A 10534-nucleotide genomic window follows, 5' to 3' on the forward strand; every position below is an offset into this window, starting at 1 on the left:
CTCTAGCGACGCAGAAATTCGCGTGGCTTGTTTTCAGGTAGCCTGTTGGCTGTACAGCGCGCTTGTGGCCGAGAGCACAAGATTACAGCGTGCGCACCAGAATTTCCCCAGGCAAGCCGTCAAAGTCCTTGAATTCATGGTGCGCAAAGCCCAGCCTGATCAGGATTTTGCGCGAGGGAATATTGGCCGGGTCGATAATGGCGAACAGGCGCTCGATTTGCCCGCCATGCGCCTGTGCCACGCCCAGCAGTTGCGCGGCGATGCGGCTGCCCATGCCTTTGCCCCAGTATTCGGGCAGCAGCATATAGCCCAGCTCCGCCTCGCGGCTGTCGGCCTGGGTGAGCGCCAATTTGCCCAGACCCATGAATGCGCCGCGCGCATCCAGCACTTTGAACTGGCCAAAGTCGGGGTGCAGCGCATTATTGGCGAGCAGCTGTGCAAACTCCTCGCGCGCTTCCGTCTCCGGCAGGGCGCGTTCGGTAATCATGGCCATGACCTGCGCATCGCCGACCAGGCGCAAATAATCGGCGAAATCGTCTTCACGGAATTTTTCAAATATCAAGTGCATCACGGCTCCATTTTCGGGTTTCATGCCGGTTTTTTTCGGCGACAAGCGATTGATGGCGGCAAAAACGCCTGTCTTCAATTTTTCTGGCGTTCTTCACGCTTCAGCGGCGGCAGCCAATCGGGCGCTTTCAGGCAAAGCTGCCACAAGCGCTCTGGAATGCCATAGCGGTCGGCGCGCGCCGGGTCGAGTTCGGTGATGATGTCGCCGTCTTTGCCTTGTGCCAGAAGTTCCGCCAAATCGGGGTTGAGCATCACCGCCTTGCCAAGGCCAACAAAATCGGCCCAGCCGCTTTCCCAGGCGGACAATATGGCTGGACGGTCAAGCAGGTTGCCGACACCTATCAGGGGAATTCGCCCGTTGATATGGCTGTGCAGCAGGTGCATCCGCGTTTGATTGGCGTCGGCGCCGCGTCGCGCTTTGCCATGAAAGCTGGCGAGTGAAACGTGCAGGTATTGCAGCGGTTTTTCTGTCAATGCGTCGATAAGTGCAAAGCTGTCTGCCATCGTCAGGCCGTCTGCGCCGTCTTCTTCGGGCGAAAAACGGTAGCCGATGATGAAGCCGGGGCGCTGCATGGCTTCTCGAACGGCGACGACGGCATCCACCACGGCCAGCGGAAAGCGCATGCGTCTTTCCCGGCTGCCGCCCCATTCGTCCGTGCGCCGGTTGCTTTTGGCCGAATAAAACTGCTGCAATAAAAAGCCGTTGGCGCCGTGGATTTCCACGCCGTCAAAGCCGGCGCGAATCGCCAATTCGGCGGCGCGGGCGAAAGCGCCAATCAGGGCGCGGATATCGGCTTGCGCAGCTTCCCGCGCTTCGCCGTCGGCACTTGGCGCGAGGCGCTGCGCGCCGGCGGGAATGGCGGGATAAGGCAGCACGCCATCGTGCATGACGACGGATTTGCCGCCGTGGTGAAGTTGCAGTATCGCTTTTGCGCCCTGCGCCTGAATGATGCGGGCCGTTTCCCGCAAGCCGGGCAGGTGCTGCTCGCCCGCCGCTTCCGGCTCGCCGTAGAAGGATTTGCCTTCCGGCGATACGCAGGTGGCGGCGGTGATGAACATGCCAAAGCCCTGGGCGCGGTTGCCAATAAAACGGCGCTCTTCGTCGCTCAGCGCGCCGTCTTCATGCGAGGCGTAATGCGTCATCGGCGCAACCACAAGGCGATTTTTGAGGGCAATGCCGTTATTGAGGCGACAAGGCGAAAACAGCGCGATACCAGCAGGATTCATGGTCGTTATCATGGGGATGGGACGGAAATCTCCGCACCGGGCGCAGGTTTTCAAAGTGTCGTGGTTCATATCGTTTGTGCGGGTTTGATTGAGAGAGTTTTTTCCAGCCAATCCAGATAATCGGCTGCGCTTTGCTCGATCACGGCGCGGGCGGCATCGTCATAGGCGGCGTTGCTGTCGATGGTGTGGAAAACAAAGGGCGGGCGGTAATCGGCGTTGCAGTATTTCATAGTCAATTCAAAGGGGCGCAAGACCTCGGCAACGCCGTAGCCGATTTTGCCGTCCGCGCGGTAATCCGCAGCCGGTGTGCCAAGAGAAACAGCCAAGGCGACGGTTTTGCCTGCCAGCGCTTTGCCTTGGCTGCCGTAGGCCCAACCGTAGGTGAGCACTTCGTCCAGCCATTTTTTCAGAAGCGGCGGGCAGTTGAACCAGTACACCGGAAATTGCAGAATGATTTTCCGGTGCGCATCCACCCGCGCCTGCTCGGCGGCAATGTCGATATGGCCGTCGGGATAGGCGTCATAGAGTTCATGCACCGTGGCGCAATCCCGGTGACGCACGGCGTCCAGCCAGCGCCGGTTGACCACGGATCTGGATATATTCGGATGAGCGGCGATAATCAGGGTTTGTGACATATGGTTTCTCCGATCAAAATGCGTCGCGTGACACAGGCCTGCAAGGCTTGTGTCAACCGGGTAAAGCCGTCTGAAGCGAGCAAATGCCCGCCCAGAGGAATCCAGTCATGGCAATCTCCTTTTTCGGCAGCGCCAATGCAAAAATGGCGGCGGGGAATGAATGGGTTCATGGGTTTCCTTTTGACAAGAGTGATGCCGCGCCCGTAATCACGGCATGTTCGCGGAAAACCTGCCAACGCGCGCCGTCATGGCGCAGCATCAGGGTAAAGACGATGCGCTTTTCTCCCTGCCCCAAATCCATGCGCCGGGTGGCGCTGACATAACCGATGCCCTCATGCGCCTCGGCATGGTTGAAAATCACGGCGGTATTGAGCGGCGCCGCGCCCGCGTCTTTCAAGGATTGAAAAAAGGCGAGGTTTTGCGCGTAGTCGAACGTCAGGGTTTCACCGTTTTCGCTCACCATCACGATGCGCAAATCCGGCGCATAACAGGCGGCAAGCGCTTCCATGCGGTAATGGCAGCCGCTGTCGATGAGATGGCGCACGGCGGCGGTGAGATCGGGATCAAGATTCATGGGCATTGCAGGGCTTTGTTAAAGCAAGGCCGCATCTTATAATCGCGCTTGCCAATCGCCAAGTACGCACCTTGACGTTACATACTTACCCGGAAGAAAGCGCCATGATCCAAATCCCCTGCGGCCCGCAAAGCGGCCATTGCACCCTTGATGCCATTGAAGACAGTGGCGTGGGCTATACCCTGTCGCTGATCGGCGGCAAATACAAAATGGTGATTCTGTACTGGCTTTACCGCGAAGGCGTGGTGCGCTTCAACGGCTTGCAGCGCCTGATTGGCGGCATTTCCTATAAAACCCTCTCCAGCACCTTGAAAGAGCTGGAACGCGACGGCCTGATTATCCGCACCGAATATCCGCAAATTCCGCCCAAGGTGGAATACCGCTTGTCCGACAGCGGGCAATCGCTGATCCCGATATTGGATGCGATGTGCGAATGGGGCAATGCGCAGCGCGCGGCAAAAGCGCAAGCCTGACTGCGCATGTGCGGCCATGAAGCGCTTACCGCGAGAAAATGGCTGCGCTTGGCGTTTTGCCCTGCACAGCCGCATCAAACAAGTCTTGATGCCATTGGATTGCGCAATGACATAGCCCCGCGATTGCGCGCAGTGGCAATGCCGGTACATGCCGCCCTCTGCACATCACCCATGCAAAGGGCGTCTCCTATTCAGTCTTGCAGCAGACCGAGCGCGGCTTCGGCCACGCCCTGCGCTGAAGCCGGATTTTGCCCGGTGACCAGGCGCTCGCTGACCACCACCTGTTTCTGGAAATTGGCGGCGGGCAAATGCCGCGCGCCGCGTTCGATCAGTTTGTCGGCAAGCAGAAAGGGCACGGTGTCGTGCAGGCCGACGGCGCGCTCTTCGTCGTTGGTGAAGGCGGCGACGTCTTTGCCGTCCACCAGATAGCGGCCATTATCGAGACGGATGTTGACCAGCCCCGCCGGGCCGTGGCACACCGCCGCCACCACGCCGCCCTGCTGGTAAATGCGCGCGGCAATATCGGCCAGCGCCGGGTCATCGGCAAAATCCCACATGGCGGCGTGGCCGCCGGCGTAAAAAATGGCGGCGTAATCGGCGGGGTTGATTTGCGTCGCGGGCAGCGTGGTTTCGGTTTTTGCGCGCAATTCGGGGGTATTCCAGAATTTGGCGTTGCGCGCGTCGCTCAAATCCAGCCCGTCCGCCTGGGTTTTGCCACCCTTGGGGCTGGCGAAATCCACGGCAAAACCGGCTTCGCTGAATACGAAATACGGATGGCTCACTTCGGAAAGGTAAAAACCGCTGGGGGCGGCGCTGGCATCATCGGCCGCGCCTTTGCGGTCGTGGCTGGTAAGGATGAAAAGAATGCGTTTTGACATGGTGAATCCTTGGGTAAAAAGAACAGGCAATCGTCCGTTTGGACAGGCGCACGATACGCGGCAAAATCTACACAACAAACACCCAAATAAATCCTATACTTTCGCTAATATGACCCAAATAGATTTGCACAACCTCGACGATCTGGCCGTTTTCGTGCATGCGGCCGAGGCCGAAAGCTTTTCCGCTGCGGCGCGGACGCTGCATCTGGATCCGAAAATGGTCAGCAAGCGCATTGCCCGGCTGGAAGCGGCGCTGGGCGTGCGCCTGTTCATCCGCAACACCCGCCATCTGGCCATCACCGACGAAGGCCGGCAGGCGCTTGCCCATGCGCGCACGGCGCTGGCGGCGATTGCGAAAATCAGCCAGAGCCTGGCCGGCGATGCGCTTTCGGGGCCGATCCGGGTGGCCGCCCCCGCGCCTTTCGGGCGCAAATATCTGGCCGCAGCCATGGCCGAATTTGCCGCCCGCCATCCCGCCGTGGGCTTTGACCTTTCCCTCTCCGATCAGGTGGCCGATCTGTACGGCGGCCATTTCGATTTGGCGCTGCGCATCGGCGAGCTGCCCGACTCGCGCCTGATTGCGCGCCCTCTGGCCGTCAACCGCCGTGTATTGGTGGCCGCGCCGGGCTACCTGAAAACCCACGGCGCGCCGCAAACGCCCGACGAGCTGCCCGCGCACCGCTGCCTGATCTTCGCCTACCCCGGCCTGCGCCACGACCAATGGGCGCTGCAACACGCCGACGGCCGCCAATGCAGCGTGCGCGTGACCAGCCCCTTCAGCAGCGACAACGGCGAAGTGCTGCACGCCTGGAGCTGCGCCGGGCTGGGCATTGCCCTGCGCGAAACCTGGGACGTGCATGCGGCGCTGGCCGCAGGCGCGCTGGTTCGCGTTCTGCCGGACTGGCAGGCGCTGCCCGGCCACATCCACCTCGTGCGCCCGCAGCGCCACCCGCCAACCCGCCGCGTGGCCGCCTTCATGGATTTTCTCTGCGAAAAATGGCGCGATGCGCCGTGGGATACCGCAGTGCAATGACAGCACCTTGATCTTGCAACACCTGACGCCATGAAGCGCGCCTGCTCGCCGCCTTGCTGCGGATGTTGGAGGGGGTGTGGGATGAACCCGTAAACGGCATTTCGATGCGGCGCCATTTCAGCCTGCAGGGAAAACGGCAGCCGCAGAGCATCAAGCGCTTGCCGCTTGACATCGCTCAAAAAATGTCTGCGGCGGTCTGCCCTTGGGCTTTGACAATTGGATGCCGTGGATTGGCGCAGGCCGTAACCCAACAATTATTGAAATCATCCAGCTGGGCCATGCTGGGTTTTCGCTGCGCCGCAAACTGCGCTTGCCGCCCTTCACGCATTTTCCAGATCTGGATTGACATCCCCGCTCCAGCCCAGCAGCCACTCTTTCACCGCTTGCGTGGCGGGGGCGAGAGGGCGTTTGGCGGGGGTACAGACGTGATAAAGCTGCCCCGGCAGGTACGGCTCGCGCACCACTTCCAGCAGGTTCAGGCGCAGTTCCTCGCGCAGCAACGGCAAGCCCAGCAGGGCGACGCCTTGCCCGGCCAGGGCGGCTTGCAGGGCGTGGGCGCCGTCGGAATAGTGCGCGCCGGTTTGCATGGCCTGCGGCGGCAGATTGGCGGCGCGCGCCCAGGCGGCCCAGTCCAGCGCTTGTTGCGCAGGCCAGCGCCAGTTCAGATGAATCAGCGGCCATTGCGTGGCATCGGCCGGCAGGCGTTGCTTGAGCCAGGGCGCGGCCACGGGGGCGAAGCATTCTTGAAACAGCGCCTCGGCCTGTACGCCGGGCCACGGCCCTTGACCATAGCGCACGGCCAAATCGGCGGCGCCCGCGTTCAAATCCACCGGCTGGTAACTGGCGTGTACGTGCAAATCTACCGCCGGGCAGGCGGCCTGAAATGCCGCCAGCTTGGGCACCAGCCATTGCCCGGCGAAATCGGGCGTGACCGATAGCGTCACCCGCGCCCGCCCGGGGCTGCGAATGCACGCCACGGCGGCGGCGATGCCGTCCAGCCCATCGCTGACCGCCGCCCACAGCAGCCGGCCCTCCGCCGTCAAAGCCACGGCGCGCACCTGCCGCACAAACAGCGCACAGCCCAGCGCTTCCTCCAGTGCGCGGATGCGGTGGCTGACCGCCGTGGCGCTGACGGAAAGCTCCGTTGCCGCAGCCTTGAAGCTGCCCAAACGGGCCGCCGCTTCAAACACGGCCAAAGCGTCGAGCGAAGGCAATAAACGGGACATAGATAGATGAGACAAAGTTATTCATAGGCTGAAAATATACCGTTTGTCAGCAATACAGCTCAAGCTCAAAATGGGTTTTCACATTCATTTGATTCATTCATCAAAAGGAAACCCCATGACCACTTTGCTTCATTTGGACGCCAGCGCCCGCCCCGGCCTTTCCGGCCAGGATGCCTACGGCTCGCACACCCGCCGCCTGTCGGCCCGCTTCGTTGCGCAATGGCGGCAACACCAGCCCGACGCGCGCGTGATTTACCGCGACGTCGGCCAGCATCCGCCCACGCCTGTGAGCGGCCAATGGATACACGCCGCCTTCACCCCCGAAGCGCAGCGCGAGGACTGGATGCACGAGGCGCTGCGCGAAAGCGATGCCTTGATTGACGAGCTGCTGGCGGCTGATGTCATCGTGGCCGGCGTGCCCATGTACAACTTTGGCCCGCCCGCCCAATGCAAGGCCTGGGTGGACAACATCGTGCGCGTGGGGCGCACCTTCGGCTTTGACCGCAGCCGCGCAGGCGATCCGTACTGGCCGCTCCTGGCCGGGTTGGGCAAGCGCGCCGTGGTGCTCACCTCGCGCGGCGATTACGGCTACGACGGCGGCAAGATGCAGGGCAAAAACCACGTCGAAGCCAGCCTGTTCACCGCGCTGTCCTATCTGGGCATTACTGAACATCACAGTATCGTCGTGGAATACGACGAATACGCCGACGAGCGCCTGGCTCAATCGCTGCGCGATGCCGAAGTCGCGGTGGATGCGCTGGCGGCGCGGCTGACGGCTGCGATGGCGTGAATGTGCGCCGGCCTGCGGACATGAGCGCCGCCCCCGCTGCCGCGCACAACCCCAAGCTCGCTTCAAGCTGGGCGACCTAACGGGAGACAGTACTGTGCTGCACGCCCAGATGTTCTGCAGCGGCGGTCAGTGTCTGCCTTTCCACCAAGGCGATGAAGTGACGGATGCCGTTGCAGTCCAGGTCGGCGGTTAGGTCGGCCTTATTGTGCGTAAATCATCCAAGACTGCCAATTTTTGCTATTTTATTTGATTTTTCACCAAATCATAATGGCCGCTTCTTTCAACAAGAGGCGTTTCCCATGAATTATCAAGATGAAGCCCAGGCGTTTTTGGGCGATGTGTTTTCCGGCAATCTGGATGCAGCGCTGACCCGTTGCGCAGACGATGTGGTTTTTATCAGCACGCGCCCTGACGCTTCGGATACGGTGGCAGCTTACGGCACGTTTGTCGGCAAAGCCGGTGCGGCACGTTTTTTCGGGATTTTCGGCGAGACCTTGCAGGCGGGGGAATTCAATACCCATGCCGTGTTCGGCAGTGGCCACCATGTGGCGATGTACGGACAATTGAAGCACACCGCCAGAATAACGGGACGCCCATTTGCCAGCGACTGGGCGCTCATCATGCGTTTTAATGATGACGGCAAACTTGCCTTGTACCACTTTTATGAAGACACCGCCCGCCTGGAATGGGCATTGGGCGTGCAGGATTGAGAGGGTTTTATGGACGTTGCCCTCGCAATCAACCGCCGTTATGCCGCCAAATCTTTTGACCCTAAAAAAAAGATGAGCGGGGAGACTATGGAGGTCATTTTGTCGGCTTTGCAAAACTGCCCCTCCAGCGTCAACATCCAGCCTTGGCACTTTATCGTTGCGGATACGCAGTCGGGCAAAAGGCGCGTGGCAAAAGCCACCGAAAACTTCCCATTCAATACGCCAAGGGTGATGGATGCGTCGTTGGTGGTGGTTTTTGCCAGCCGCATTATCGCTGACGAGCGCTTTTTGGATGCTATTTTGGCAAAAGAAGCGCAAGACGGCCGCTATGCCAAGCCCGAGTTCAAGCAAAACGTGAAACTTATCCGTCAGCGCTTTCTGGGCATCCACCGTGCGGCAGGCGATGAGGCCGAGTGGCTTGCCAGGCAGGTTTATTTGAATATTGGCTTTGTGCTGATGGCCGCCGCCGCCCTGGGCGCTGACGCTGTTCCGCTGGAAGGCGTGGATTTGTCGGTTTTGGACAAGGAGTTTGGATTGGCCGACAAAGGCTACCGCGCCTTGGCTGCAGTCGCTTTTGGCTACCGGAAAAACGATGATTTCAACGCCAAACTCCCCAAATCTCGATTGGCAAGAGAAGTGGTTTTCAGTAAAGCCTAGTGGTTGCCTTTTGGCAAATCACATCAATAACAGGGGCGCGACATGGCAAAAACATTGATTATTTTTGGATACGGCAGCGGCATTTCCGCAGCGATGGCAAGGCACTTCGGACGCGAAGGCTTTGCCGTGGCGTTGGTGGCGCGCAATGAAAAGCGCCTTGCGACGGCGGTTGCCGATTTGCAAGCAATGGGCATCACGGCACAAGCATTTGCCGCCGATTTGGCGGAGATGGCTGCGGCGCAAAGCGTAGTAGGGAAAGTGCGCTCGGCGATGGGCAATATCAATGTGCTGCACTGGAATGCTTACACCGATATCGAGGGCAGCCTTTTGGATACGCCGGCAGCCACATTGCAAGAAAGCCTGAACGTGCGGGTGGTGAGTTTCATTGCCGCCGTGCAGGCAGCATTGCCCGATTTGCAGGCGTCAGGCGGGGCGGTACTGGCAACGGGCGGCATCATGGCGCAGGATTTGCCCGCCATCAACGATTTTGCCCAAAACCTGGGGGCGCTGGCGGTATCGGTTGCCGCGCAGCACAAGGCAACGGCGCTGCTCTCGCGCTCGCTTGCGCCTCATGGCGTCTATGCGGGCGAGATTATCGTGAATGGTTTTGTCCACGGCTCGGCGGGGGCGGCGGGAGAAACGGCAAGCGTCTATCCGGCCGATGTCGCAGAGCGGTTTTGGCAGATGTACTGCCAACGCAGTAGTGCGGTGGAAATCATCGGAGCGATGGTATGACAAAGCGGCTATTTATCCTGCTTGCCGCCCTTGCTTCGGCATCTGTTATCGCGGCCCGGCCAGTCATGGCCCAAACGGCAGCCCCGCAGGGAGAAAATACGGTTGCGGCGCCCAGCACCCATCGTCAGGTTGGCCAGCAATCAGTGAGCATTGATGGTATCGCCGCCACCCTCACGCGCTATGAGAGACGCGACGGGCGCAACACAGGGCCGGGCGGCGAGCATTTCAGCACCCTCATTGCAGCCGACGGCAGGCTTAAGGGCTTTATCCATATATCGCTTGATTGGGCGGACACCGCCCTGCCATCTGCCGAACGCAGCGAACAGATTGCGCGGCAATTTTTGCGCACCGCGGCTCCCGACCTGCTCGCGTAAACGGCGGGGGGCTGCGCCAAGGCATGGCAAGCGCCCAGCAAACCCATGCCCAAAGCAATTCCTGGGATTTTCATGACTTCTCTCCAGCAGGTAGTGAATATCGGCGCAGTATGGATTGTTTTAAAAACAAACAAAATACGGTAAATTGGCAATCATCGATGATTTGCGCACAACCGGAGCGCCCCTCTTGGATTGGAACGATATTCAGCACTTCGTCGCCCTGGTGGAGCAGCAAACGCTCACCGCAGCGGCGGAAGCGCTCAACGTGCAGCACAGCACCGTGTCGCGGCGCGTGGCGCAACTGGAAGCCACGCTCGGCCTGCGCCTGTTCGACCGCATCGGCAAACGCTATCTGCTCACCGAAGACGGCGAGCGCCTCTACGCCCACGCGCGCGAACTGGCCAAAGATGTCGCTTTATTGCAGCACTTGGCCCACGCGCAACGCCAGGCAGTGAGGGAAGTGACGGTGACCGCGCCGCCGGTGGTGCTGCACGCCCTGCTCCTGCCGCCCTTTTATGCGCAGACGCCCGCAGTGCGCTTGCGCTTGCAAAGCAGCATCGAAGTCAGCGATCTGCACCTGCGCCAGGCCGATATCGCCCTGCGCCTCGTGCGCCCCGAAGCGGCCGATCTGGCCGTGCGCCGCCTGCGCAGCCTG

At 60.5% G+C, this 10534-nt stretch carries 16 protein-coding genes; 8 read left to right on the forward strand and 8 right to left on the reverse strand.

Going from position 1 to position 10534, the window contains the following annotated elements; all coding sequences use genetic code 11:
• Positions 1-82 precede the first annotated feature (82 nt).
• The 5 genes from HMPREF9371_RS10085 to HMPREF9371_RS10100 form a co-directional block, all read right to left on the reverse strand.
• On the reverse strand, positions 83-592 hold the full coding sequence (locus tag HMPREF9371_RS10085) for a GNAT family N-acetyltransferase (RefSeq protein ID WP_232203099.1): 510 nt from the start codon (positions 590-592) through the stop codon (positions 83-85).
• Between the two features lie 50 nt (positions 593-642).
• Positions 643-1794: an NADH-dependent flavin oxidoreductase gene (locus HMPREF9371_RS10090; RefSeq protein WP_040660504.1), complete on the reverse strand. Its 1152-nt coding sequence runs from the start codon at positions 1792-1794 to the stop codon at positions 643-645.
• 65 nt (positions 1795-1859) lie between these two features.
• A complete protein-coding gene (locus tag HMPREF9371_RS10095) occupies positions 1860-2429 on the reverse strand; it encodes an NAD(P)H-dependent oxidoreductase (protein WP_009120027.1) in 570 nt (189 codons plus the stop codon).
• A complete protein-coding gene (locus HMPREF9371_RS12640; protein WP_156787026.1) occupies positions 2414-2599 on the reverse strand; it encodes a hypothetical protein in 186 nt (61 codons plus the stop codon). The genes HMPREF9371_RS10095 and HMPREF9371_RS12640 overlap by 16 nt, the downstream gene beginning before the upstream one ends.
• On the reverse strand, positions 2596-3003 hold the full coding sequence (locus HMPREF9371_RS10100) for a nuclear transport factor 2 family protein (RefSeq protein WP_156787027.1): 408 nt from the start codon (positions 3001-3003) through the stop codon (positions 2596-2598). The genes HMPREF9371_RS12640 and HMPREF9371_RS10100 overlap by 4 nt, the downstream gene beginning before the upstream one ends.
• A 104-nt stretch (positions 3004-3107) precedes the next feature.
• Here HMPREF9371_RS10100 and HMPREF9371_RS10105 point away from each other — a divergent pair, with 104 nt between their 5' ends.
• Complete coding sequence (locus HMPREF9371_RS10105; protein ID WP_050797923.1) at positions 3108-3476, forward strand: winged helix-turn-helix transcriptional regulator; 369 nt, start codon at positions 3108-3110, stop codon at positions 3474-3476.
• 191 nt (positions 3477-3667) lie between these two features.
• Here the strand turns inward: HMPREF9371_RS10105 and HMPREF9371_RS10110 are convergent, their stop codons facing one another.
• Positions 3668-4354, reverse strand: a complete 687-nt coding sequence (locus tag HMPREF9371_RS10110; RefSeq protein WP_009120030.1) for a type 1 glutamine amidotransferase domain-containing protein — start codon at positions 4352-4354, stop codon at positions 3668-3670.
• A 109-nt stretch (positions 4355-4463) separates the two neighbouring features.
• Between HMPREF9371_RS10110 and HMPREF9371_RS10115 the strand changes: the two genes are divergently transcribed.
• Positions 4464-5387, forward strand: coding sequence for a LysR family transcriptional regulator (locus tag HMPREF9371_RS10115; RefSeq protein ID WP_009120031.1), 924 nt, complete (start codon positions 4464-4466; stop codon positions 5385-5387).
• Between the two features lie 320 nt (positions 5388-5707).
• On the opposite strand, the gene HMPREF9371_RS10120 is transcribed toward HMPREF9371_RS10115, so the two are convergent.
• On the reverse strand, positions 5708-6613 hold the full coding sequence (locus tag HMPREF9371_RS10120) for a LysR substrate-binding domain-containing protein (RefSeq protein ID WP_009120033.1): 906 nt from the start codon (positions 6611-6613) through the stop codon (positions 5708-5710).
• Between the two features lie 115 nt (positions 6614-6728).
• Between HMPREF9371_RS10120 and HMPREF9371_RS10125 the strand changes: the two genes are divergently transcribed.
• A complete protein-coding gene (locus HMPREF9371_RS10125; protein ID WP_009120034.1) occupies positions 6729-7403 on the forward strand; it encodes an FMN-dependent NADH-azoreductase in 675 nt (224 codons plus the stop codon).
• Positions 7404-7479: 76 nt separating this feature from the next.
• Here HMPREF9371_RS10125 and HMPREF9371_RS13955 read toward each other — a convergent pair whose 3' ends face one another.
• Positions 7480-7548, reverse strand: a complete 69-nt coding sequence (locus tag HMPREF9371_RS13955) for a hypothetical protein (protein WP_332247835.1) — start codon at positions 7546-7548, stop codon at positions 7480-7482.
• A gap of 19 nt (positions 7549-7567) precedes the next feature.
• Between HMPREF9371_RS13955 and HMPREF9371_RS10130 the strand changes: the two genes are divergently transcribed.
• The 5 genes from HMPREF9371_RS10130 to HMPREF9371_RS10150 form a co-directional block, all read left to right on the forward strand.
• Positions 7568-8113, forward strand: a complete 546-nt coding sequence (locus tag HMPREF9371_RS10130; RefSeq protein ID WP_083814010.1) for a nuclear transport factor 2 family protein — start codon at positions 7568-7570, stop codon at positions 8111-8113.
• 9 nt (positions 8114-8122) lie between these two features.
• Positions 8123-8770: an oxygen-insensitive NAD(P)H nitroreductase gene (nfsB, locus tag HMPREF9371_RS10135; RefSeq protein WP_009120036.1), complete on the forward strand. Its 648-nt coding sequence runs from the start codon at positions 8123-8125 to the stop codon at positions 8768-8770.
• Between the two features lie 42 nt (positions 8771-8812).
• Positions 8813-9505: an SDR family NAD(P)-dependent oxidoreductase gene (locus tag HMPREF9371_RS10140; protein WP_009120037.1), complete on the forward strand. Its 693-nt coding sequence runs from the start codon at positions 8813-8815 to the stop codon at positions 9503-9505.
• Positions 9502-9879, forward strand: a complete 378-nt coding sequence (locus HMPREF9371_RS10145; protein ID WP_009120038.1) for a hypothetical protein — start codon at positions 9502-9504, stop codon at positions 9877-9879. Before HMPREF9371_RS10140 ends, HMPREF9371_RS10145 begins: the two co-directional genes overlap by 4 nt.
• Before the next feature lie 187 nt (positions 9880-10066).
• Positions 10067-10534 (forward strand): LysR family transcriptional regulator (locus tag HMPREF9371_RS10150; protein WP_040660507.1); only part of this gene is annotated, 468 nt, incomplete at its 3' end.

It is taken from the genome of Neisseria shayeganii 871, assembly GCF_000226875.1.
GTDB lineage: Bacteria > Pseudomonadota > Gammaproteobacteria > Burkholderiales > Neisseriaceae > Eikenella > Eikenella shayeganii.

Coding starts and splice junctions, on each gene's coding strand:
- HMPREF9371_RS10085 (WP_232203099.1), bottom strand. CDS start 592: ATGAAACCCGAAAATGGAGCCGTGATGCACTTGATATTTGAAAAATTC.
- HMPREF9371_RS10090 (WP_040660504.1), bottom strand. CDS start 1,794: ATGAATCCTGCTGGTATCGCGCTGTTTTCGCCTTGTCGCCTCAATAAC.
- HMPREF9371_RS10095 (WP_009120027.1), bottom strand. CDS start 2,429: ATGTCACAAACCCTGATTATCGCCGCTCATCCGAATATATCCAGATCC.
- HMPREF9371_RS12640 (WP_156787026.1), bottom strand. CDS start 2,599: ATGAACCCATTCATTCCCCGCCGCCATTTTTGCATTGGCGCTGCCGAA.
- HMPREF9371_RS10100 (WP_156787027.1), bottom strand. CDS start 3,003: ATGAATCTTGATCCCGATCTCACCGCCGCCGTGCGCCATCTCATCGAC.
- HMPREF9371_RS10105 (WP_050797923.1), top strand. CDS start 3,108: ATGATCCAAATCCCCTGCGGCCCGCAAAGCGGCCATTGCACCCTTGAT.
- HMPREF9371_RS10110 (WP_009120030.1), bottom strand. CDS start 4,354: ATGTCAAAACGCATTCTTTTCATCCTTACCAGCCACGACCGCAAAGGC.
- HMPREF9371_RS10115 (WP_009120031.1), top strand. CDS start 4,464: ATGACCCAAATAGATTTGCACAACCTCGACGATCTGGCCGTTTTCGTG.
- HMPREF9371_RS10120 (WP_009120033.1), bottom strand. CDS start 6,613: ATGTCCCGTTTATTGCCTTCGCTCGACGCTTTGGCCGTGTTTGAAGCG.
- HMPREF9371_RS10125 (WP_009120034.1), top strand. CDS start 6,729: ATGACCACTTTGCTTCATTTGGACGCCAGCGCCCGCCCCGGCCTTTCC.
- HMPREF9371_RS10130 (WP_083814010.1), top strand. CDS start 7,568: ATGCCGTTGCAGTCCAGGTCGGCGGTTAGGTCGGCCTTATTGTGCGTA.
- nfsB (WP_009120036.1), top strand. CDS start 8,123: ATGGACGTTGCCCTCGCAATCAACCGCCGTTATGCCGCCAAATCTTTT.
- HMPREF9371_RS10140 (WP_009120037.1), top strand. CDS start 8,813: ATGGCAAAAACATTGATTATTTTTGGATACGGCAGCGGCATTTCCGCA.
- HMPREF9371_RS10145 (WP_009120038.1), top strand. CDS start 9,502: ATGACAAAGCGGCTATTTATCCTGCTTGCCGCCCTTGCTTCGGCATCT.